Origin of the sequence: Sphingobium sp. CECT 9361 (genome assembly GCF_918741285.1) — a bacterium.
Taxonomy (GTDB): domain Bacteria; phylum Pseudomonadota; class Alphaproteobacteria; order Sphingomonadales; family Sphingomonadaceae; genus Sphingobium.
The window spans coordinates 915,166-936,640 of sequence record NZ_CAKKNC010000001.1 but is presented as its reverse complement, the minus strand read 5'-3'; the positions used below and the strand labels follow the sequence as shown (position 1 = coordinate 936,640).

At 62.1% G+C, this 21,475-nt stretch carries 27 protein-coding genes; 9 read left to right on the top strand and 18 right to left on the bottom strand.

Going from position 1 to position 21,475, the window contains the following annotated elements:
* Positions 1-8 precede the first annotated feature (8 nt).
* Positions 9-575, bottom strand: coding sequence for a ubiquinol-cytochrome c reductase iron-sulfur subunit (petA, locus tag LQ220_RS04245; RefSeq protein WP_230187014.1), 567 nt, complete (start codon positions 573-575; stop codon positions 9-11).
* Between the two features lie 207 nt (positions 576-782).
* Between petA and LQ220_RS04240 the strand changes: the two genes are divergently transcribed.
* From LQ220_RS04240 to LQ220_RS04230, 3 genes are read left to right on the top strand one after another with little or no spacing between them, the layout of a single operon-like run.
* Positions 783-1,241 (top strand): tRNA (cytidine(34)-2'-O)-methyltransferase, encoded by a 459-nt coding sequence (locus tag LQ220_RS04240; protein WP_230187013.1) that lies wholly within the window; start codon positions 783-785, stop codon positions 1,239-1,241.
* Positions 1,238-2,101 carry an oxygen-dependent coproporphyrinogen oxidase gene (gene hemF / locus LQ220_RS04235; RefSeq protein WP_230187012.1) on the top strand — a complete coding sequence of 288 codons (864 nt, stop codon included), beginning with the start codon at positions 1,238-1,240 and terminating at the stop codon, positions 2,099-2,101. The genes LQ220_RS04240 and hemF overlap by 4 nt, the downstream gene beginning before the upstream one ends.
* A 4-nt stretch (positions 2,102-2,105) precedes the next feature.
* On the top strand, positions 2,106-2,690 hold the full coding sequence (locus LQ220_RS04230) for a GNAT family N-acetyltransferase (RefSeq protein ID WP_230187011.1): 585 nt from the start codon (positions 2,106-2,108) through the stop codon (positions 2,688-2,690).
* On the opposite strand, the gene LQ220_RS04225 is transcribed toward LQ220_RS04230, so the two are convergent.
* Positions 2,687-3,490 carry a hypothetical protein gene (locus LQ220_RS04225; protein WP_230187010.1) on the bottom strand — a complete coding sequence of 268 codons (804 nt, stop codon included), beginning with the start codon at positions 3,488-3,490 and terminating at the stop codon, positions 2,687-2,689. The two genes, LQ220_RS04230 and LQ220_RS04225, sit on opposite strands and share 4 nt — an antisense overlap.
* 71 nt (positions 3,491-3,561) lie before the next feature.
* On the opposite strand from LQ220_RS04225, the gene lipB reads away from it, so the two are divergent.
* The 3 genes from lipB (at position 3,562) to LQ220_RS04210 (ending at position 5,407) form a co-directional block, all read left to right on the top strand.
* Positions 3,562-4,224 (top strand): lipoyl(octanoyl) transferase LipB, encoded by a 663-nt coding sequence (lipB, locus tag LQ220_RS04220; protein WP_230187009.1) that lies wholly within the window; start codon positions 3,562-3,564, stop codon positions 4,222-4,224.
* 80 nt (positions 4,225-4,304) lie between these two features.
* Positions 4,305-4,607 (top strand): hypothetical protein, encoded by a 303-nt coding sequence (locus LQ220_RS04215; protein WP_230187008.1) that lies wholly within the window; start codon positions 4,305-4,307, stop codon positions 4,605-4,607.
* A gap of 107 nt (positions 4,608-4,714) precedes the next feature.
* A complete protein-coding gene (locus LQ220_RS04210; RefSeq protein ID WP_230187261.1) occupies positions 4,715-5,407 on the top strand; it encodes a hypothetical protein in 693 nt (230 codons plus the stop codon).
* Positions 5,408-5,443: 36 nt separating this feature from the next.
* On the opposite strand, the gene queE is transcribed toward LQ220_RS04210, so the two are convergent.
* From queE to LQ220_RS04180, 6 genes are all read right to left on the bottom strand, one after another.
* A complete protein-coding gene (gene queE / locus LQ220_RS04205; RefSeq protein ID WP_230187007.1) occupies positions 5,444-6,076 on the bottom strand; it encodes a 7-carboxy-7-deazaguanine synthase in 633 nt (210 codons plus the stop codon).
* A gap of 4 nt (positions 6,077-6,080) precedes the next feature.
* Positions 6,081-6,773, bottom strand: a complete 693-nt coding sequence (gene queC, locus LQ220_RS04200) for a 7-cyano-7-deazaguanine synthase QueC (RefSeq protein ID WP_230187006.1) — start codon at positions 6,771-6,773, stop codon at positions 6,081-6,083.
* 56 nt (positions 6,774-6,829) lie between these two features.
* Positions 6,830-7,243: a hypothetical protein gene (locus LQ220_RS04195; protein WP_230187005.1), complete on the bottom strand. Its 414-nt coding sequence runs from the start codon at positions 7,241-7,243 to the stop codon at positions 6,830-6,832.
* Between the two features lie 137 nt (positions 7,244-7,380).
* Positions 7,381-8,301 carry an Hsp33 family molecular chaperone HslO gene (locus LQ220_RS04190; protein ID WP_230187004.1) on the bottom strand — a complete coding sequence of 307 codons (921 nt, stop codon included), beginning with the start codon at positions 8,299-8,301 and terminating at the stop codon, positions 7,381-7,383.
* A gap of 148 nt (positions 8,302-8,449) precedes the next feature.
* Positions 8,450-9,376, bottom strand: a complete 927-nt coding sequence (argF, locus tag LQ220_RS04185; protein ID WP_230187003.1) for an ornithine carbamoyltransferase — start codon at positions 9,374-9,376, stop codon at positions 8,450-8,452.
* Positions 9,377-9,531: 155 nt separating this feature from the next.
* Positions 9,532-10,728, bottom strand: coding sequence for an aspartate aminotransferase family protein (locus tag LQ220_RS04180; protein ID WP_230187002.1), 1,197 nt, complete (start codon positions 10,726-10,728; stop codon positions 9,532-9,534).
* A gap of 269 nt (positions 10,729-10,997) precedes the next feature.
* Here LQ220_RS04180 and LQ220_RS04175 point away from each other — a divergent pair, with 269 nt between their 5' ends.
* The 3 genes from LQ220_RS04175 to LQ220_RS04165 all read left to right on the top strand — a co-directional run bounded on the left by LQ220_RS04175 (position 10,998) and on the right by LQ220_RS04165 (position 14,243).
* Positions 10,998-11,471, top strand: coding sequence for a (2Fe-2S)-binding protein (locus tag LQ220_RS04175; protein WP_230187001.1), 474 nt, complete (start codon positions 10,998-11,000; stop codon positions 11,469-11,471).
* Positions 11,468-13,639 (top strand): xanthine dehydrogenase family protein molybdopterin-binding subunit, encoded by a 2,172-nt coding sequence (locus LQ220_RS04170; protein ID WP_230187000.1) that lies wholly within the window; start codon positions 11,468-11,470, stop codon positions 13,637-13,639. The genes LQ220_RS04175 and LQ220_RS04170 overlap by 4 nt, the downstream gene beginning before the upstream one ends.
* A gap of 73 nt (positions 13,640-13,712) precedes the next feature.
* Entirely contained in the window at positions 13,713-14,243 is a 531-nt protein-coding gene (locus LQ220_RS04165) for a phosphoribosyltransferase family protein (RefSeq protein ID WP_230186999.1), read from the top strand.
* Here LQ220_RS04165 and LQ220_RS04160 read toward each other — a convergent pair whose 3' ends face one another.
* The 10 genes from LQ220_RS04160 to LQ220_RS04115 all read right to left on the bottom strand — a co-directional run bounded on the left by LQ220_RS04160 (position 14,244) and on the right by LQ220_RS04115 (position 21,464).
* Positions 14,244-14,660 (bottom strand): flagellar protein FliS, encoded by a 417-nt coding sequence (locus LQ220_RS04160; protein WP_230186998.1) that lies wholly within the window; start codon positions 14,658-14,660, stop codon positions 14,244-14,246.
* 51 nt (positions 14,661-14,711) lie between these two features.
* Entirely contained in the window at positions 14,712-16,109 is a 1,398-nt protein-coding gene (fliD, locus tag LQ220_RS04155; RefSeq protein WP_230186997.1) for a flagellar filament capping protein FliD, read from the bottom strand.
* A gap of 91 nt (positions 16,110-16,200) precedes the next feature.
* Complete coding sequence (locus LQ220_RS04150) at positions 16,201-16,683, bottom strand: hypothetical protein (protein WP_230186996.1); 483 nt, start codon at positions 16,681-16,683, stop codon at positions 16,201-16,203.
* Between the two features lie 87 nt (positions 16,684-16,770).
* Entirely contained in the window at positions 16,771-17,913 is a 1,143-nt protein-coding gene (locus tag LQ220_RS04145; RefSeq protein ID WP_230186995.1) for a flagellar type III secretion system protein FlhB, read from the bottom strand.
* Between the two features lie 3 nt (positions 17,914-17,916).
* Entirely contained in the window at positions 17,917-18,699 is a 783-nt protein-coding gene (gene fliR, locus LQ220_RS04140) for a flagellar biosynthetic protein FliR (protein ID WP_230186994.1), read from the bottom strand.
* Positions 18,696-18,968 (bottom strand): flagellar biosynthesis protein FliQ, encoded by a 273-nt coding sequence (gene fliQ, locus LQ220_RS04135; protein WP_230186993.1) that lies wholly within the window; start codon positions 18,966-18,968, stop codon positions 18,696-18,698. The genes fliR and fliQ overlap by 4 nt, the downstream gene beginning before the upstream one ends.
* A gap of 102 nt (positions 18,969-19,070) precedes the next feature.
* Positions 19,071-19,859, bottom strand: a complete 789-nt coding sequence (gene fliP / locus LQ220_RS04130; protein WP_230186992.1) for a flagellar type III secretion system pore protein FliP — start codon at positions 19,857-19,859, stop codon at positions 19,071-19,073.
* Between the two features lie 49 nt (positions 19,860-19,908).
* The gene (locus LQ220_RS04125) at positions 19,909-20,208 is read right to left on the bottom strand and encodes a flagellar biosynthetic protein FliO (protein WP_230186991.1); all 300 of its coding nucleotides are present in this window, start codon (positions 20,206-20,208) and stop codon (positions 19,909-19,911) included.
* A 37-nt stretch (positions 20,209-20,245) separates the two neighbouring features.
* Complete coding sequence (fliN, locus tag LQ220_RS04120; RefSeq protein WP_230186990.1) at positions 20,246-20,584, bottom strand: flagellar motor switch protein FliN; 339 nt, start codon at positions 20,582-20,584, stop codon at positions 20,246-20,248.
* Between the two features lie 10 nt (positions 20,585-20,594).
* Entirely contained in the window at positions 20,595-21,464 is an 870-nt protein-coding gene (locus tag LQ220_RS04115) for a FliM/FliN family flagellar motor switch protein (RefSeq protein ID WP_230186989.1), read from the bottom strand.
* Positions 21,465-21,475: the final 11 nt, after the last annotated feature.

Genomic DNA, 21,475 nt, shown 5'->3' with positions numbered 1-21,475 from the left:
TCTTTTCCTCAGCCTACGAGAATTGCGGTGTCGGACGTATAGCTATACTCCGGAACCATCAGGTTTTTGGGTGCGGGGCCCTTGCGAATGCGGGCAGCCGTGTCGTAGCTCGAACCGTGGCAGGGGCAGAAATAGCCGCCATACTCACCCTTGTTCTCACCTTCACCGGCGCCCAGCGGCACACAACCCAGATGGGTGCAGACCCCCATGGTGACGAGCCACTGCTTTTTGCCATCGACGGTGCGTTCTTCCAGCGTCTGCGGATCGCGCAGCGTCGATGCGTCGACGGCATCGGCCTTCGCGATTTCTTCCGGCGTCAGGTGACGGACGAACAGCGGCTGCGCGCGGAACGTCGTCTTGATCGCCATGCCCGGCTGAATACCGGACAGATCGACTTCAGTCGAAGCCTGCGCCAGCACGTCCGCGCTGGGGTTCATCTGATTCACCAGCGGCAATACGACAGCGACCGCACCTACGCCCGCGAAACTGACCGCCGCGATGTTGATGAAGTCGCGGCGGCGCACACCTTCACCCGCCTGCGGCACCGCCGTTTCGATGTGCTCAACCGTCGCCATGCACTAACATCCTTGCAAATTATGGCCCCTGCCCACGCCTTGCTTGATCACACAGAGCAATCAAGAGAATCGAAGGGACACGCACACGCATAATCCCGCCCATTCCCGGCGCGGTTCGCGGGCCTGATAGCGTCCAAACATCGCATTTGCCAACAGGCAATTTCATGATGGCTGTTACATTCCGCAGGACTGCGATAACGAGCCTGCATGCGTATTGCCCTTTACCAGCCGGAGATCGCCGGAAATGTCGGCGCGATCCTTCGGCTTTCCGCCTGTTTCGGCGTCCCTGTCGACATCGTCATGCCCTGCGGATTCGCCTTTTCCGACGCGAAACTGAAGCGGGCGGCGATGGATTACGGACGATCCGCCGATGTGACGAAACATGCCAGCTTCGATGATTTTGCCGAAGCCTGCCGCGCGAACGGACGGCGGATCATGCTGATGTCCAGCCATGCCGCGACCCGTTTGCCGCAAGTCAGCTTCGCCCCCGACGACGTGCTGTTGATGGGATCGGAAAGCGCCGGCGTGCCGGACATAGTGCGCGATAGCGTCGACGCGCGCATCCGGATTCCCATGGCACCGGGATTTCGGTCCTTGAATATTGCGGTGTCGGCAGGCATCGCATTGAGTGAAGCGTTAAGGCAGACGGGGCAGTATCCGGAATGAGTGAAACGACAGCATTGGTGTTGGACGCACAGCAGCAGGCCGCGCGTACCTGGTTCGAATCCCTGCGCAACCGGATTTGCGCCGAGTTCGAGAGCATCGAGCGGGAAGCGGGCAGCGACGCCGCCTTCGAATATACCGCATGGGACCGGGAAGCCGACGGCCTTGCCCCCGGCGAAGGTGGCGGCGGCGTGCGCGGCGTGATGAAAGGCAAGGTGTTCGAGAAGGTCGGCGTCAACGTTTCGACCGTCGGTGGATCATTCGCGCCCGAGTTCGCCAAGTCGATTCACGGCGCAGGCGACAATCCGCAGTTTTTCGCGACGGGCATCAGCCTGGTCGCGCATATGACCAACCCGCATGTGCCCGCTGTCCATATGAATACGCGCTTTCTGGTAACGACGAAGCGATGGTTCGGGGGTGGCGCGGATCTTAATCCGCCGTTGCCCTATGCCGAGGATACCGAGCAGTTTCATGCCGTCTTCAAGGATGCCTGCGACGCCCACGATCCGGCGCTTTATCCCGAGTTCAAGAAATGGGCCGATGACTATTTCTATATCCCGCATCGCGGCGTGCATCGCGGGGTCGGCGGCATTTTCTACGATCATCGCGATGGCGACTTCGATGCGAATTTCGCGCTGACGCAGTCTGTGGGCGATGCGTTCTTAAATGCTTATCCGCCGATCGTGCGCAAGCGGATGGACATGCCCTTCACCGCAGCGGATGAGCATCAGATGCTGGAATGGCGCGGGCGCTATGCGGAGTTCAATCTGGTGCATGATCGCGGGACGCTCTTTGGCCTCAAGACCGGCGGCAATATCGACGCGATCCTGATGAGCCTGCCGCCGCGCGCCACCTGGAGCTGATCGCATGGCGTTGACGGATGTGGATCCGCGTCAGGTGGCAGCGGTGGTCACGCATCTGGAGATGCGGACGAAGCCGAAACCTGCCCCCCTGCCCCCGTCCACGCTGCGCCTCGTGCGATGGAAAGCGCCTTCGGTCGAGAAATATCGCGGCCTGTTTCGACGGGTTGGGGAGCCTTGGCTGTGGTTCTCCCGCCTCGTGCAGCCTGACGCGGTAGTGGAAGCGGTGATTCACGATCCGGCGGTCGAAATCTATGCAGTGTGCGATCCGCAGGGAATCGAGATCGGGATATTAGAGCTGGATTTCCGGGCGCTGCCCGATTGCGAATTGTCCTTTTTCGGACTGGTGCCGGAGCTGGCCGGACAAGGCCATGGCCGCTGGCTGATGGGTCAGGCGAAGATACTGGCGTGGCGCAAGGGCGTCGAGCGATTCTGGGTGCACACCTGCACGCTCGACCATCCTTCGGCGCTGGGCTTCTACATCAAATCAGGATTCGTGCCCTTTGGGCGTGCGGTCGAGACATTCGACGATCCGCGCGCCTTTGGCGTGCTGCCGCGCGACGCCGCGCCGCATGTGCCACTGCTGGCTTAGGCAGCGGCTTCCAACTGGCGATAGATGCGCGCCGTCATCACGAGAAAATAGACCTGAATGATGGCGGAAAGCGCAGCGGTGGCGAGGCCTGCCGCCAGCACGGCGATCTCCGCCCCGCCGATCAAAGCGCCTAATACGCCGAAGATCGATTGCACCGCCGCCTGCGTGACGACACCCAATATGATGACAATCGCAAGGAAGGCGAACAGGCGGCCGAACTGCCCCTGTGTCAGTCGCCAGCTTTGCCGGATCGCGTCGACCGCGCCGATCGGGCGGTCTATGGCGACGGCGTTCAACAGCAACAGGCGCGCCGCCACGAACATCATGGTGCCGAACAGCGCTGCCATAACAAGTGCCGTGACCGAGCGAGACCCGCCCAGGACACTGAATAGCGCGACAACCAGCGTGAGAGCGATGATCGCAATCATCGTTCCCGCCGCAACCAGAAGGCCCGCCGTCATCAACACGGGTATGCGTTGCAACCCCAGCCGCATAGCCTCGCCGACGCTTATCCCCGGCCGCAGCGCGAGAGCATAAAGCGTCAGCGCGCCGATCAGGCCGATGACCATCGTAACCAGAAAACCGATCCAGAAACTGGCAGGAAGCTGCGGCACGGCCGCCGCCCCTCCGGCGCTCTGCGCCTTCATGACTTCGGCCAGCAATTCAGGCGGAACGATCTGCTGAAAGATCACGACCGGCAGCGCCATGAAAAGAAAGGCGACCGGAAAAAGCAAACTGCCTTCGCGTTTGACGAAGGCCGTGGTTTCTTCCCATGCCTTGCCGATAGAGAGAGGCTTCATCGTTCCGCTAAATCCCTGTGATGGTGTCGCAACCCTTGATCGCGGCGCGATGGCAAGTCAAGGAAGTGGCTATGGATCATGCTTCCGACATCGAATGGCGACGCAGCGACGCCCCCGTCGCGTATCCCGACGCCCTGCAGGACATGGAGGCGCGCGCCGCCGCCGTGGCATCGGGGGAGGCAGGCGAGCGCATATGGCTGCTCGAACATCCGCCGCTGTATACTGCGGGGACGAGCGCCAACATCGCCGAACTGCTCGACCCGCGTTTCCCGGTGTACGATGCGGGACGCGGCGGGCGCTATACCTATCACGGGCCGGGGCAGCGGGTAGGGTATCTGACCATCGACCTGAGCAAACGCGGCAAGGATATCCGCAATTTCGTCCATAGTCTGGAAGGCTGGGTGATCGACACGCTGGGCGACTTCGGCGTGGCGGCACGGCGGGCCGAGGGACGCATCGGCATCTGGACCGATGATCGCAATGGGCAGGAAGCCAAGATCGGCGCCATCGGCGTGCGTGTGCGCAAATGGGTCACGATCCATGGATTTTCGGTGAACATCGCACCCGACCTGTCGCATTTCGGAGGCATCGTGCCCTGCGGTATCGCGGAGTTTCCGGTCACCAGCCTTGCCGCATTGGGCAAGCCGGTCGCCATGGCAGACTTCGACACGGCATTGCAGGCGCGGTTTGCCGAGTTTCTGGGGCGGCTGGGACGGTGCGGCTCGCGTAACTGACCTTAACGTAAGGGGCTGGCTTGACGAAGGCTGTCCGCCCGCTAAGGTCTGCGCCAAGAGACAGGTCGCAGGAGCCAGGAATGCCGTCATTGCCGTTCGTCCGTTGTGTGATTTTCGTATCGGCTTTTGCACTTCCCCTCACTGCTTGCGGTTCCAACAAGAGCGAAACGACCAGCACCATCGCGATGAACAATCTGGATGTGGTGGACGGCACCACCACCGACGCGATGACCGATCTGGACGGGGTAAAGTCCGAAGGCACGGCAATGGTCCCCGGCAGTGCGGGCAACACGGCCACCACGACCAGCAGCGCGCCCAAGGCCGCCGCCAATGCGAGCGACCCGGCGGAGCAGGCCGACACCGAAGTCATCGCGGATCAATAAGGCTTTTTCGCTCGGTTCATCGCGTAACTGCAAAGTCTGACTGACAGGCGGATTCGGTTGCGCTAGGAAACCGCAAAGTCGTGAAATCAAAGGAATAGCGAAGAGTGATGCGCCCCTCCGTCCGTCCTGCCCTGTTGGCCGTAACTTTGGCGGCGGCACTGGCCGCGCAGCCTGCACAGGCGCAGTTTTTCTGGTCGCCGCCCGATCTTTCCAGCCCGCCGGTGACAGGCGCGGAACCCAGCCTGGGCATCAATATGCCCGGTGCCACGCCGGAAGAACTGAACGCCGGCCTGGTATGGAACCTGCGCGCGGCATTGAACGTCGCAGCCTTGCAGTGCGATTTCGAACCGACGCTGCTGACGGTATCCAATTACAATGCGATGATCGCGCATCACAGCAAGGAATTGCAGCAGTCGTTCGACATGCTGGGCAAATATTTTCAGCGGACCGTGGGCAAGGGCAAGCCGGGTCAATCGGCGCTCGACCAATATGGTACGCGCATCTATTCGGGCTATTCGACGGTGCAGGCGCAGCGCAATTTCTGTCAGACGTCGGGATCGATCGGGCGCGATGCGATTTTCACCGACCGCGGCAAGCTTTTCGAAGTGGCGCGCAAGCGGATGGGAGAGCTGAAAAAGTCCCTGACGCTGACGGGCGACCGCTATTTCGGGTCGCCCGGCTATGACTACGCGGCCGCCATCCCGCCGCTGGAAGATGCGTGCTGGAAAAAGGGCAAGCTGATGAACAGTTGCAAGGTGCGCTGGGAAACCGAAGCCAACAAGAAGCGGACCGGACGGTAACGAAGGCCATCCCCGGCGCTTGCCGGGGATATTAATTCAGCGCAATCCCAATGCCTTATGCGTCTGGAGCGAGAGCCGCCATTGCGGCCGCTCCATGACGAAGGCGATGGCGGCCTCGACATTGCGCACGGCGTCCGGGTCGTCGAGCGGCTGGATCAGCCAGTGGTCGAAGGTCCAGCCTTCCATGGTTTCATAATCGCTGCCAGCCTGCGGCCAGATCAGCTTCAATTCATTGCCGGACGTTTGCACGACCTCGCTGCCCGCCTTCGGGCTGACGCAGACCCAGTCGATGCCGGGATGCACGGGCAAGGTGCCGTTGGTTTCAATCGCGATTTCAAATCCGGCCACGTGCAACGCATCGACGAGGCTGTCGTCCACCTGCAACATGGGTTCACCCCCGGTCAGGACGATGTAGCGGCCCGCTTCACCCGGCCCCCAGAAGCCGCTGACCGCTGCGACGATGGCGTCGGCATCGGCAAACTTGCCGCCCCCTGCCCCATCGGTGCCGACGAAGTCCGTATCGCAAAAGCGGCAGATAGCGGACGCGCGATCCACTTCGCGGCCCGACCATAAATTGCACCCGGCAAAGCGCAGGAAGACGGCGCGTCGCCCCGCCTGCATCCCTTCCCCCTGCAACGTAAGGAACATTTCCTTTACGGCGTAGCTCATCGACTTAAGGCTTTACCGCGTAGCGGGTGGGGTCCGGCAAACCGGCTTCCTCGAAGCCCTTGGACCGCAGGCGGCAACTGTCGCACAGGCCGCAGTGCAGTCCTTCCGGCGTGGGATCGTAGCAGGACCAGCTCATGCCAGCGTCGATACCCAGGCGATGCGCTTCGCGCACGATATCGGCCTTTGTCATGTGCTGGAGCGGGGCGTTGATGGTCACCGGGCGTCCTTCGACCCCCGCCTTCGTCGCCAGCGCAGCCATCGCCTGAAACGCTGCGATAAATTCCGGGCGGCAATCGGGGTAACCCGAATAGTCCAGCGCATTGACGCCGATGTAGATGTCGTTCGACCCGGTGACTTCGGCAAAGCCCAGGGTCAGCGACAGGAAAATAGTGTTGCGCGCCGGAACATAGGTGACCGGGATATCGTCCCCCACCCCACCCTTCGGCACGGCAATATCGGCCGTCAGCGCCGATCCGCCGAACGCCGACAGATCGAGCGGCAGCGTGATATGCGACATGACATTCAGCGCCTTGGCAACGCGCGTGGCCGCCTGCAACTCCACGCGATGCCGCTGATTATAATCGATGGTCAGCGCGAACAGGCGATGACCGGCCTCTCGCGCCAGCGCTCCTGCGACCATCGAATCGAGACCGCCCGACAGCAGGACGACGGCAAAACTATTGGAAGACATAGACATTGCCGTCCGCTACTCCGCCCTGACGCAGGGCGCAAGGTCCGGACAGGTGGAGTATACTATCGGCAGGCGCCGACGCGGCGACCCTCGATCATGCGCGCGAACGGCGCGCCATCGGCAATGCCCTGCGACTGAAGCTGAAACAGGCGCGGGGTTTCTATACGAATGTCGGTGCGTTCGTTCCCCGCTGCCCCGCAATCGTTGGTGACGCTGACGCGACCCTTTTCATCGGTCACGACAAAGCGGGTGCAGCTATCGCGATTGTGCCGGATCTTGAGAAGCTGGCGGGTGTCGCCCAGACATATCCGCTGGATATCCTCCCCGGTTTCCCGGTCTTTCAGCATCCATTCGCCATGTTCGAGCATCGCCAGGGCTTTTGGCGCGGGTTCTGCAGCGGGCAGCCGAGCCGCTCCGCCAAGATTCAGACAGACTATGGCACACGCGAAAGACCGCGCCAAAATGGCAGAACGCATGGTTACTCCAAACCCCCACGGCGATGGCCGCTCGATAGCGGGACATGCCACTTGCAACCCCTTGCGCTATCGTAATGACACAGGAATGTGGCAACTTCAAAGCGGCAAACGGACAGCCGTGCCGCAATGTCATGCGGTCAATTGTCGAAGCTGACCAGCGCGATGGGAAAGACGCGGGAACAGAAAGCGCAATCGACTTTGATCTGTCCGGCCTCATCCGCCATGTCCGCGCGCTCGTCCGCCGGAAAGCGGGAGATGACGTCGCGAATGTGATCGATATTGCAGCGGCACCCCTTGGCGATCATTGCCGGATCGGTGACGCGCACTTCGTCTTCCTCATGGAAGAGGCGCCAGATGATGTCCGACAGCGGCAGCGTATCGTCGGTCAGTTCATCGTCCTTCAGCGTGGCGGCCAGCGCCTGGACATGTTCCCATTCGGGATGGTCGTGACGCACATGCAGCCGTTCGCGCCCCACTTCGCCTTCGGGCATGTGCTGGAGCAGGACGCCCGCCGCCATGCAGCGCCCGTCGGCATCGTGCCGCGTCGCGATCTGAACGAAGCTGGGAATCTGTTCGGACTGGCTGAAGTAATGCTCCGCCGCTTTGCCCAGCGACGTGCCTTCCAGCGGCACGATGCCCTGATAGCGGCTGACTCCGCCATTTTCAGCAGGCGCGGACTGATCGAAGGTGATCGCCAGATAGCCTTTGCCGAACAGGCCGAACAAGGTCGGATCGGTGCCGAGTTCCGCCAGACGATCCGCATCGAACTGCACATAGCCGCGCACCGCGCCGCCCTGATAATCGGCGACGAGCAGCTTGACGACGCCGTTCTCGGTCTGCGCCTGCATGGTGAGTTGCCCGTCGACATGCTTGAGCGTGGACCCAAGCAGCGCGGCCATCACCAGCGCTTGCGCCAGCAAGCGTTCGATCGGCGGGGGATAGGCGTGCGCGGCCAGCACGTCGTTCAGCACCGGGCCGAGCCGCACGAGGCGACCGCGGACGTGGCGGGCGGGGATGTTGAAGCCGATGGCCTGGTCGAGATCGATGGAGGTAGTCAACGGACGTCTCTCTCCCCTCCCTGAAAGGGAGGGGTTGGGGGTGGGTCCGCCGCGACAGCGGCGGCGACAGCTAAAGGCGCTCGCTACGCTCGCGACCCACCCCTAGCCCCTCCCTTTCAGGGAGGGGAACACAGGATATAGTACCGCTCTACAGCTTTCCAAGCGCCCAGAGCAGGACCGACTTCTGCGCGTGGAGCCGGTTTTCCGCTTCGGGCCAGATCAACGATTGCGGGCCGTCGATGATGTCCGCCGTCACTTCTTCGCCGCGATGCGCGGGGAGGCAGTGCAGGAATTTCGCGTTCGGCTTGGCAAGCGCCATCAGGGCGGCATCGACCTGATAGGGCATCATGGCCGCGAGTTTGTTATGCGCGTGCTCCTGCCCCATCGATATCCAGGTGTCGGTGACGACGATGTCCGCGCCCTTGGCCACCTCTGCGGCATCGCGCGATACGGTGATCTGTGCGCCCCGCGCCTGCGCCTCTTCAGCGAAGCGGGGATCGGGCTCATAGCCCTGCGGCACGCCAATGCGGACGTTGAACTTCATCAGGCCCGCCGCTTCGATGATCGAATGCAGCACATTATTGCCGTCGCCCAGCCAGGCCCACTCACTGCCGGGCAGCGCCACACCATGTTCGATCACGGTCAGCAGGTCCGCCATGATCTGGCACGGGTGCGACATGTCCGTCAGGCCATTGATGACGGGGATGGTGGCATAATGCGCCATTTCCTCGATCTTGGCATGGTCGTCGGTGCGGATCATGATCGCGTCGCAGAAGCCTGACAGGATGCGGGCCGTATCGGCAACCGTTTCGCCGCGACCCAATTGCATGGAGCCGGATTCCATCACGATGCTGGTGCCGCCCAACTGACGAATGGCCATGTCGAAGGATACGCGGGTGCGAGTCGAGTTCTTCTCGAAAATCATCGCCAGCGTGTGACCGGCCAGCGGCGCGTCGGCATCCGCCTTGCCCTTGGGCCAGCCGGCGCGCGCAGCCTTGCGGTCGATGGCGTCGGCGATCATCGCGGCGATGGCGTCTCCGCCAGCATCGGAAAGGTTCAGGAAATGTCTGGTCATCGGAAGGGTACTCCGTTCCTTGGTCGCGTTAAACGCTGCTCAAAACATCCATGTCACCCCCGCCAAAAGCGAGGGTCCATCTCCTGAACCTTATCCTTGGCGCCAGGTTGGACGATGGATTCCCGCCTGCGTGGGAATGACGGAGATGAGCAAGATTACGCCGCTGCTGGCACTGCGAAACTCCGGGCGCCTGCGGACAGGCGTTCGACGCATTCGCTGATGTGGCTTTCCTCGATCACGAGCGGCGGCAGGATGCGGACGACATTCTGACCGGCGGCTACCGTCAGCAACCCGTGATTGTCGCGCAGATGCGCCACGAAACCGCGTGCCTCGAAACCGTCCTTCAGCTTGAGGCCGAGCATCAGGCCCATGCCGCGCACTTCCTCGAACATCTCGTCATGGTTCGGAATCATCTGTTCCAGCGCGGAGCGCAGGCGGCTGCCCATCGCCTTTACATGTTCGAGAAATGCCGGTTCCATCACGACGTCGAGGACGGCGCTGCCTGCGGCCATCGCCAGCGGGTTGCCGCCATAAGTCGATCCATGCGTGCCGATGACCATGCCCTTGGCTGCTTCTTCGGTCGCCAGACAGGCGCCCATCGGGAAGCCGCCGCCAATGCCCTTCGCCACGGCCATGATGTCGGGCGTCAGGCCATATTGCTCATGCGCGAAGAAGGTGCCGGTGCGACCGTAGCCGCATTGCACTTCGTCGAGGATCAGCAGCAAGCCATGTTCGTCGCACAGCGCGCGCAAGCCTTTCAGAAACTCCTGCGTCGCAGCCGTCACGCCGCCTTCGCCCTGAATCGGTTCCAGCAGGAAACCGGCGGTGTTGTCGTCGATCTGCGCCTTTGCAGCGTCCAGATCGTTGAACGGCACCACAGTGAAACCGGGCAGAAGAGGCTCAAACCCGTCGCGCATCTTCGGCTGGCTCGTGGCGCTGATCGTGCCCAGCGTGCGTCCGTGGAACGCATTGTCGAAGCTGATGATCTTGTGCTTGTGCGGATTGCCGTTGCTGTAGTGATAGCGACGCGCCGTCTTGATCGCGCATTCGACCGCTTCGGCACCCGAATTGGTGAAGAACATCGTGTCTGCGAACGTCGTATCGACAAGCCGCTTGGCGAAAGCCTCACCCTGCGGACTGCCGTAGAGATTCGATACGTGCATCAGCGTCGCAGCCTGATCGGCAATGGCCTTGGTCAGCACCGGGTGCCCGTGACCCAGCAAGTTCACCGCAATGCCGCTGGCGAAGTCCAGATAACGCTCCCCGCGTTCGCCGATGAGGTAGCAGCCTTCCCCTCGGACCGGCCGTACATCGCACCGGGGGTAAACGGGCATGAGCGGCGTAATCGACATGAGCGTACCTTTCAGTCAACGATGCGGGGAAGTGGAAGGGCGGCAAAGGTGCCTGAAACCAAAAAGGCGGCCCCCGCCGGGCCGCCCATTTGCGAGAAACGTCTATACAGCCACCCAAGGCGGAGCGTCAACACCGCGAAATATCACGGCGTGACACTTTACAAGCTGTCATCAATAGGAAATAGTTGCACCTCAGTATCAATATTTGAGATTGCGCCCGCGGGGCGATCCACTTTCAGAAGCAGCTTTAATTGTACGGGGAACGACAAGTGGCGATCACACTCAACGTCAACGGTACGTCGCGTCAGGTCGATGTGGATCCAGAAACGCCTCTGCTGTGGGTCTTGCGGGACGATCTGCGCCTGACAGGCACCAAGTACGGATGCGGCGTGGCCCAATGCGGCGCGTGTACGGTGCATCTCGATGGCGCCCCTACCCGCTCCTGCTCCATCCCCGTGTCGGCGGCAACAGGCGCAATCACGACGATCGAAGGGGCAGACGGACCGGAAGCGAAGGCGGTGCAAAATGCCTGGGTCGCGCTGGACGTACCGCAATGCGGCTATTGCCAGTCGGGCCAGATCATGAGCGCGGTCAGCCTGTTGAAAGACAACAAGACGCCGACCGACGATGACATCGATGCCGCGATGAACGGCAATCTGTGCCGCTGTGCCACCTATATGCGTATCCGCGCAGCGATCCATCAAGCGGCCAAGAGCCTCAGCACGAAGGAGATGGCAGCATGAACGCCATCCTGCCGACAACCCGCTTTTCCCGCCGCGATGCTCTGGTAACCGGCGGCGCCCTCGTCATCGGCATGACGTTGCCGGTCGGCGGCGCGCTGCGCGCACAGGGTGCGCCGCAGATGCCCCCGGTCAGCCCCAATGCCTTCATCCGCATTGCGCCGGACAGCACCGTTACCGTGCTGATCAAGCATATCGAATTCGGCCAGGGGCCCAATACGGGTCTTGCAACGCTTGTCGCCGAGGAACTGGACGCCGACTGGGCACAGATGCGCGCGATCAGCGCACCGGGCGACGACAAGCTGTACGCCAATCTGTCCATGGGCACGCAATTGACGGGCGGTTCGTCGGCCATGGCCAACAGCTATACCCAGATGCGGACCGCAGGCGCGATGGCGCGCAACATGCTGGTTGCCGCGGCCGCGCGCAAATGGGGCGTACCTGCGGCGGAGGTGACAGTCACCAAAGGCGTTATCGCGCATGCCGCTTCGGGCAAATCGGGCCGTTTCGGGGACTTTGCCGCCGACGCAGCAACCCTGACGCCGCCGACGACCGTGCGGCTGAAAGAAGCCAAGGCATTCACGCTGATCGGCCGCGACGGTGTGGGCGGACATTTGCGCCGGGTGGATACAGTTGCCAAGACCAACGGCACCGCGCAGTTCGGCATCGACGTCTACGAGCCGGACATGCTGACGGTACTGGTTACCCGGACACCCCGCTTTGGCGGGAAGCTGAAGAGTTTCGATGCCGCCGCTGCCCTGAAAGTAAAGGGCGTCGTGGCCGTCAAGCAAGTGCCGACAGGCGTTGCCGTCTATGGCAAGGGCATGTGGGCGGCGATGCAGGGGCGCAATGCCCTTACCGTCGAGTGGGATGACAGCGCCGCAGAGACACGCAGCACCGCCGAAATGACTGCGCAATATCTGGAAAAGGCAAAATCGCCCGGCACTCTGGCCGGTAAAAAGGGTGACGTGGACGCCGCCTTTGCAGGCGCCAAGCTGATCGAAGCGACCTACGCCTTTCCTTATCTGGCGCACGCCCCAATGGAACCGCTGACGGGCTTTATTGCGTGGGACGGCAAGAAAGCCGAGACCCGTTTCGGGTCGCAGGGTCCGGGCATGGACAAAGCGGCACTGGCGCCTGCTCTGGGTATTTCGCCGGACGCGATAGCCATCGATGTCATGCTGGCCGGGGGCAGCTTCGGTCGCCGAGGGCAGGCGGACTCGCATTTTGCCGCCGAATTGGGCGCAGTGGCCAAGGCATTCGGCCCCGGCAAGTTCAAGCTGATATGGACGCGGGAAGACGACATTCAGGGCGGCTATTACCGTCCGCTTACGGTCCATGCGATGCGCGGCGCGGTCAAGGACGGCAAGGTCGTCGGCTGGTCGAATACGATCTGCGGCCAGTCCTTTGCATTCGGATCGCCGCTGGCTGACATGATGGTGCAGAACGGCGTCGATGCCGCGATGGTCGAAGGCGCATCCAACTTGCCTTACGCTTTGCCGGCGGCGCGCTGCGACGTGCATGTCGACCCGTCGCCGGTGTCGACATTGTGGTGGCGGTCGGTCGGCCACACGCACACGGGCTATGCAGTGGAATGTTTCATCGATCAGTTGCTGGTCGCCGCCGGGCAGGACCCGATCGAAGGGCGCATCGCGTTGCTGGGCGACAAGCCCCGCATGGTGGGCGTGCTGAAGGCCGTGGCCAAGCTTGCCAACTGGTCCTTCACAAAGCCCTTAAAGGGGCGTGCGCGCGGGGTGGCCGTAGTCGAAAGTTTCAGCAGCTATGTCGCGCAAATCGCCGAAGTCTCTCTGAACGAAGACGGTTCTCCGCGCGTTCACAAGGTGTGGTGTGCGGTCGATTGCGGCGTGGCGGTCAATCCCGACGTGATCCGCGCACAGATGGAAGGCGGCATCGGCTTTGGTCTGGGCCATGCGCTGTATGCGGAAATCCCGCTGAAAAAGGGCGCGCCGACCGTTACCAATTTCGATGGCTACCGATCGCTCAGGATCACCGAGATGCCGCAGGTCGAGGTCATGATCGTCTCGTCGACCGAAGCGCCTACCGGCGTGGGTGAACCGGGCGTTCCGCCTATCGCCCCTGCCGTCGCCAATGCACTGGCAGCCTTGGGCAAAGCGCGTCCGGCGACATTGCCGATGGTGGCGACTGCCTGACGAAAGACTGGCTGGCGAAAGACTGGCTGGCGACAGGCTGGACGGAAGCATGTTCTGACGTTTATCGGGGGGCATGAGCCATTCCGACACGCCGCATTTCGCCTCCATCAGTCATCGGCAATTTGCCGACGGCATTGCGCTGCTTGCGGCTCAGTTGGCCGCCGATGACTGGAAACCCGACTATCTGATCGGGGTCGGACGCGGCGGCCTGGTGCCGGGCGCATATCTCAGCCACGCGAGCGGCCATGCGCTTTTATCGGTGGATCTGAGTGCGCAGGAGTTTGGATTTTCAGGGGCGCTGCTTGAACGTCTGGCGGAAAAGACGCGCGCGGGCGAACGCTTGCTGATCGTCGACGATATCAACGATTCAGGATCGACCATTACCTTTCTGCGCGACGCCATCGGCAAAGCGGGCGGTATCGGCGATCACGTTCGCGTCGCGGTGTTCCTGCACAATATGCGCTCCACCGCGGTGTCGGATTATGCAGCCGAAACCATCGACCGGGCGACAGACAAGCGATGGTTCATTTTCCCCTGGGAAGCGATGGCACCGCAGGCGACGATAGCCGCGGACGCCCATGCCGTGCCGGAACGCCTTGCCTGATCAGCCGATCTGGTTCCAGGCATCGGCGATTTCTAAGATCATGGCGCGCGCTTTTTCCAGCGGTGCAATCGTGCGGGCGCGGACGCCTTCGAGAAGCAAGCGGCGCGATTCACGATAGATTTGCGCAAGCGATACGGCCACGTCCCCGCCGCGTTCGAAATCGAGGCTCGATTCCAGCGCATGCAGGATCGACATGGCGCGGGCCTGCTTATCGGCGGCCTTGGCGCTTTCTTCCTGCTGTTCGGCGAGAACGGCAGCGTCCAGTGCGAAGACGAGTTCGTCGAACAGGATCTTGACCAGGCTGTGCGGCGTCGCCCCTTCGATGCGGCTGCCGGCGTGGATCGCGGCATAGGCTTTGCTGGCGCTGGTTGCCCGTGCCGTTGCGCCGATGCCTGCATATCCCTGACTGTAGAACATGATTGGTCCGTTCCCTTTTGAAGTGATCGTAAAATTTCAGATTGTTGGCGATCAGCTATTGCTGTTCGTCCACACCTTGACCTGCTGCTCGATATAGCTCTGCGTGGCTTTCAGGGCCGCGAGCTTGGTGTCCATCGCGGCGAACGCTGCGGAAGTCCGCGCTTCATAAGCGTCCATGTCCTTGTCGAGCTTTTCGAGCTGGGCGGCGTAGGATTTTTTCAGCGCATCATATTTCGACGTCGCGCTTTTCAGCGCGCCCGTGTCGGACAGGAGCGTGTCGCTCACTTTCTTGACCGCGCCGGCAATGCCTGGATTTTCATCGGTCGCAACGGCAGGGTTGAGCATTTGAGTCACAGCCGTCGGGTCAGCCGCGATGGCGGCGTCGAGACGCGCCATATCGAGTTTCAGCGTGCCGTCGCGGTTGGTCGCGACGCCCAGATCGCCCAAGGTGCGATAGGGGCCGGATGTGGTAAGCGTCGTGGACGTAAGACGCGACAATTGACGCTGCATCTCGCGAATACCCGTGTCGCCGTTCAGCGCACCCGATTGCGATGGGTCGGTGGCCGTCGCCGTGGCGGTGTTGAGGGCCGAGCGCAACGAATTATACGCCGTCACGAACTCGGTCACCAGATCGCGCATGGTGTTCGCCGGTTCGGTGCTGGCCAAGGTTACCTTCGTACCGGGCGCCGCCTTGTTCAGATCGATGCGAACATAGGGGATCGCGGTGTCGATGGTATTCGTGTTGTTGCGCATCTCGATACCGTCGATGTAGATGATGCTGTCGAGCGCAGCGGTCTTTTGCACCATTGCGCCGGGTGCGCCGCTCGTGGCGAAACGCTGAAGGTTGGCGTCCGCCGTGCCGGCCGTGATCGAGAAGCCATTGGTTTCGCCCGTGGGGCCTTTCATCACGAGGCGCGCGCCGCGATTATCGGTGACGACCGAAGCGGAGACACCCGATCCGGTGGCATTCACGGCAGCGGCGAGGCCTTCCAGCGTGTTGTTCCCTGCGGTGATATCGATCGTGTAATTCGTGCCACCCTTGGTGAGCGTGAGTGTGCCGAGACCCACTTCCGAGGTCTTGCTCGCCAGCATTGCCGATTCCATGGTCTGCGCCGAAGCCAGCCGCTGGACTTCGATCTGGGCAGGCAGGCCGGTCGGCACTCCGCCGGGCAACAGGCTGACGCCCGCAATGGTCGGATCGTTGGATGCTGGCTGCCCGGAAAAGCCCGTTCCACCCAGCAGGTCGGTCAGGGCTTTCGAGAAAGTGGTGAGCGAGCTGGTCGCCGAAGCGAGACCGGAAATACGCGCGTTATTGAGGGAAATGCGATTGTTGATCGCCTTTGCCTTCGGATCGCGCGCAGCCGCCGTCAGGTCAGCAACGATCTGAGCGGAATCGATACCCGATCCTATACCCAGTGAATTGGCGATGCTGCTACTGATGGAAGACATGAAATGCGGTCCTTTCAATGGAAAAGAACGGCACGGCGCAGAAGATGTTTAGGGAATTGTTTTGACGGACGGGGAGCCGCCCGGCAGATTGTCAGGCGACCTGCGACAATATCTGGTCGACTGTTCCCGGCATGATATGCGCCTGAGCCGCACGGGCCAGCAGTGCATCATCCAGCATCCGTTGCGCGACGCGCGCGGCTTGCTCGATCATGTTCTGGCTGGCCGGAAACATGGGGACGATGACGATAGGCGTCGGGATCAGAGGATCGGTGCCGTCGGTGCTGCCGACAGTCATCTCGTTACTTTCGCCAGCGAGGCGAACCGACGCCAGCATGTCGACAACCTTCGCGTGGATACGGGCGTATTCCGCTGCACTGGCCAGTTGCGCTTCGCTGTCTGCATCGATGTCGGCGCCCTCACCATGGTCTACGGGCGATATCGGCAGCGCAGGCGCGCGCGCATCGACCTCCGGGCCGCTATTGTCGCCGGGGCGAACGGCGACAACCGGCGCGACGGGACGCGGGGCGACCCGGTCCACCGGCGATATCTCGTTACGCTGCACATAGTCGTTCATGACGCATATCCTAAAGCGTCCCCGTGAACATAATACGGACGAACACGGATAAACTTTAATTTACCCTGTGGCGCGGTCTTTAAGGCGCTATTCGACCTTCTTGCCGTCTGCATTGAAGCGCAGACCGTCCGGCACCGTGATGAACGGCCGATCCATTTCGCTCGCCATCCGGTTTTCCATGCGGAACACGAATGCGAGGACGGTCGCCACTGCCATGTAGAGCGCCTCGTCGACGATCTGTCCGGTGCGCGAAGTGAAATATATGGCGCGTGCCAGCTCAGGATATTGCAGCACCGGCACGTTGTTCATGTCGGCCAGTTCGCGGATTGCCGCTGCGATCGCGTTGCTGCCCCGCGCCACCACAACCGGCGCGCCATCCTTGCCCGGATGATAGCGCAATGCGACGGCAAAATGGGTGGGGTTGGTGATGATGACATTCGCCTCGGCAACGGCCTGACGCGCCGATCCGCTCATCATCTCGAACTGTCTGCGGCGGATCATGCCCTTGAGTTCAGGCGAGCCTTCGCTTTCCTTATGCTCGTCCTTCACTTCCTGCTTGGTCATGGCGAGGCGCTTGCCGCGTTGCAGGATTTGCGCGGGCACGTCGATCCCCGCGACGACGAACAGCGCCCCGGCCATGGCGAGGCAGGCCAGGATGAAAATGCTGCCCAGTTCCATCAGTGCAGGTTCGAGCCGCGCACTGCCCATGCCGACGATGGCTTCAAGATGATCCCATATCAGCCAGAAGCCGATGCCGCCCATCAGGACGACTTTCGCCAGCGATTTCACAAGCTCGATCAGACCCTGCGGGCCGAACATGCGCTTGAGGCCGCTGGCCGGGTTGAGCTTCGAGGCCTTGGGCGCAAAGGCGCTCGCACGGAACCCTAGCGAACCTAATATGGCGGGCGCCGCAATGGCCGCCACCAGCGTTGCCAGCAATATCGTGCCGACGGGCAAGGCAATGCTCTGCAGCAGTTCGGAGCCGCGCTCTGCAGGTGAGAAATCGACGACGTCGCCGCGGTCGAAGCGGAGCGCGCGGCGCATCATGTCGCCCAGCGCGGAAAACAGCATCGGGCCAGTGACGGCCATGCAACCGACACCGGCCATCACCACCATCGCGGTGCCCAGTTCCTTTGACTGGAGAATATCGCCATTTTTGGCAGCATCGGCCAGTTTCTTGGCCGTTGGCTTCTCCGTCTTTTCGCCGCCGCCGCCGGGTTTGTCCGCCATCGCCTATTGCCCCGTCGCAATCGCTTCGGCCTGTTCCAGACCGGCGCGCAAGGAGGCCATGATCCCCTGCGCCATGATCGGCGCGGCCATCGCCATCAGGACGAGGCCCGCGAGCAAGGTGACCGGCAAGCCGACCGAGAACAGGTTGAGCGCAGGGGCGGACCGCGCAAGCATCGCCATGACCAGTTGCACGAGGATGAGCGCGAAGCCGACCGGCAGCGCTACCGTCAGCCCCGCGCCCAGCAAGGTGCCGCCGAACATGACAAGATTATAGGCCGTCTGCCCCGACAGCATCGGCCCGCCGGGCGGCAGCGCCTTATAGCTTTCCACGACATAGCTGATGAGCATCAGATGCCCGTCCATCGCCAGCAGCGTGAAGGTAGCGACGATGGAGAGATACTGGCCGACAGCCTGCGTCGATTGCCCCGATTGCGGATCGACCATGGCGGCGAAGCCCAGACCCATGGTGTTGCCGATGGTCTCGCCTGCGACGAACGCAGCGGCGTAACCGATCTGCAGCGCAAATCCCATGGCAAGGCCAGCCAGCACTTCGCCGATCACCATCGAGAAGCCTGCGAAACTGGCGATGCCGCCATCGGGCAAGGTGATCGTCACGGTATTGAGCGCGGCGATGCCGAGCGCGAGGCTGAGGATCAGGCGGAGTTGCACCGGCACAGCATTCGCGCCGAATATCGGGGCCGCCAGAAACGCAGCGCCGGGACGGATCATGGCAATGAGCCAGACCCACAATTGCGCTTCGACACCGACAAAGCCCGGCGCGATCATTTGAGGATGTCCGGTATGCGCTCGAATATCTCACGGGTGAAGTCCGCGATCAGCAGCAGGATCGAGCCGCCGACCAGTGCCAGCGTGGCCGCAACGATAATGAGCTTGGGCACGAAGCTGACGGTCTGCTCATTGATCGAGGTCGCCGCCTGAATCATGCCGATGATGACGCCGCCGATCAGCGCAGGCAGCAATATGGGACCAGCGGCCAGCGCCGTGATCCACAAGGCCTGCTGCGCGAGGCCCATGAAGAAATCGGCGTTATCCATTGGACGTTACCGCCCGTTCGTCCCGAGCGCAGTCGAGGGACATGCGCCTTGGTCCCTCGACTTCGCTCGGGACGAACGGAATTGGGTGGGAGGGACCAAGCGTCACGTCGCGAATGACCCGGCCAGCGACCCCATCGTCAGCGCCCAGCCATCGACAAGCACGAACAGCAACAGCTTGAACGGCATGGAGATGATCGTGGGCGACAGCATCATCATACCGAGCGCCATCAGGGTGGACGCCACCACAAGATCGATGATGAGGAACGGCAGGAAGATCATGAAGCCGATCTGAAATGCGGTCTTTAGTTCGCTGGTCACGAAGGCCGGGAGCAGGATCGTGAAGGGCACATCGGCAATGGTGCGATAGGGGGGCGCTTCGGCAAGGCCCGCAAACAGCTTGAGATCGCTTTCGCGGGTCTGCTTGGCCATGAAGCCGTGGAGCACCTTGCCGCCGCGCCCGACGGCTTCCTCGATGGAAATCTGACCCTTGCCATAAGGGTCGAAGGCCTGACCGTTGATCTGGTCGATGGCGGGCCGCATCACGAACAGGGACAGGAACAGCGCGAGACCGACAAGCACCTGATTGGGCGGCGTCTGTTGCAGGCCGAGCGCCTGACGCAGCAGCGACAGGACGATGATGATGCGCGTGAAACTTGTCATCATCAGCACCAGCGACGGCAGCACCGTCAGCAGGCTCATGAGGATCAGGATCTGCAGCGAAAGCGAAAGCGGGCGGCCTTCGCCCGATACTTCGTTCAGCGCGCGCGTGAGGCCACCGGATGCAGCGGCGGGGCCAGCGGGTGCCGCCGGGGCGGCCTGGGCGAAAGCGGGGTCGATGAGGAGGAACGCGAGCAGGAGGACGATCAGCGTTGCGAGAACAAAATTGGTCATTCCCGCCTTCGCGGGGATGACAAGATTGGTTGTTGCTTTGAAGGCAGGCTTAGCGAACACGCCCGATGCCCCCGGCAACACCCGACAGGCTTGCCGGAACAGCCTTCCCCTCGGCCAGTTTCTCAATGCGGCCGCGGGTGATGGCGATCAGCAGGCGTTGCCCATCAAATTCGACGATGGCGAGCTTGCCGAAAGTGCCCATGGGCAGCGCTTCGACGATCTTGAGCGCGCGGTCGCCCTGCCCGCCGATCATGCCGGGCTGATATTTCTTCCACAGCCACAACGCACCAAAAGCCATGCCGCCGACAAGCGGCACCATGATCAGTAACCTGACGATATATTCAAACATGCAGTCCCGCGCCCCCGATCAACAGACCGACCAGCGGTCAGCCGCGTCGTTCGACGCCGGCCATCCGCGTTTCGGTGTTGGCGACTTCGACGATACGGATGCCATAACGCCCGTTTACCGTCACCACTTCGCCTTTGGCGATCAGCGCACCATTAACCATAATGTCAAGCAATTCATCGGCCTGACGATCAAGTTCAACGATGCTGCCTTCGGCCAGGTCCATGACTTCGGCCAGTTTCAGCGAGGTCGAGCCGACTTCGACCGAAAGGCGGACGGGAATATCGGCCAGCAACCGGAACTGCCGGTTGTCGGTGTAGCGATCGAGCTGGCCCAACTGGACGTTTTCGATTCTGGGCGCTTCGGTCATGTCACTCATCTGTTGGTCCTCAATTCAATTTTTCGATCATGAACGCAGCGCGTCCGTCCTGCTCGCCGATCGAGCCTTGGGCGACGATACGGTCGCCCACGATCAGCGGCAGGCTGCGGTTGATATGTACGGGGATGACGTCGCCGGGCTGAAGCTGGATCAGTTCGGTAAGCGTGAGGCTAGGGCGCGCCAGCACGGTGCGGGTGGGCAAGCGGATATGGGCCATCTGGCGCTGCATCTGCGTCTGCCAGGCGACATCGACCGTTATCTGCTCGTCATGCACCTTCGATCCCGTCAGAGCTTCCACGGCGCGCAAAGCGGCCAGCGGGAAGACGATGTCGATGGGCCATTGTTCGTTACGAATAAGGGATATGGTGAAGCGCTGCACAACCATCTGATCGCTGGCAGGCGTAGCGGACGCGAAGCCCACGCCAATCTCCCGCGCGGTCATCGTGACATCGAGCGGCAGTACGTCCGCCCAGCAGGCCGCAAGCTGTTCCACGATGGATTGCGAGAGGCGCGCGATCAGGCGATCTTCGGTAGGGGTGAATTCCGGGCGGGATGGCATGGTGCGGTTGCCGACACCGCCATAGAAGCAATCGACCAGCGTCGAGATCATGCCGGCGTCGAGGCGCAGCAGCATGTTGCCCTTCAGCGGCAGCACGCGATAGACGCTGATGCTCGCGGAACTGGCCACGCCCTGCGACCACTCGCCAAAGTCGATGACCGAGACGGGCTGCGGCTCTATTTCCGGGCGCGATCCGACGAGCGGTTCCATGACGGCGCGCAGGCGACGCCCCAGCTTTTCACCCAGCCGGTCGAGGCCGGACAGCATCACCGGCGCCTGCGTATCGCCCTTGCCGAATGCGAAAGATTTAACGTCGTCCATTACACATCAGT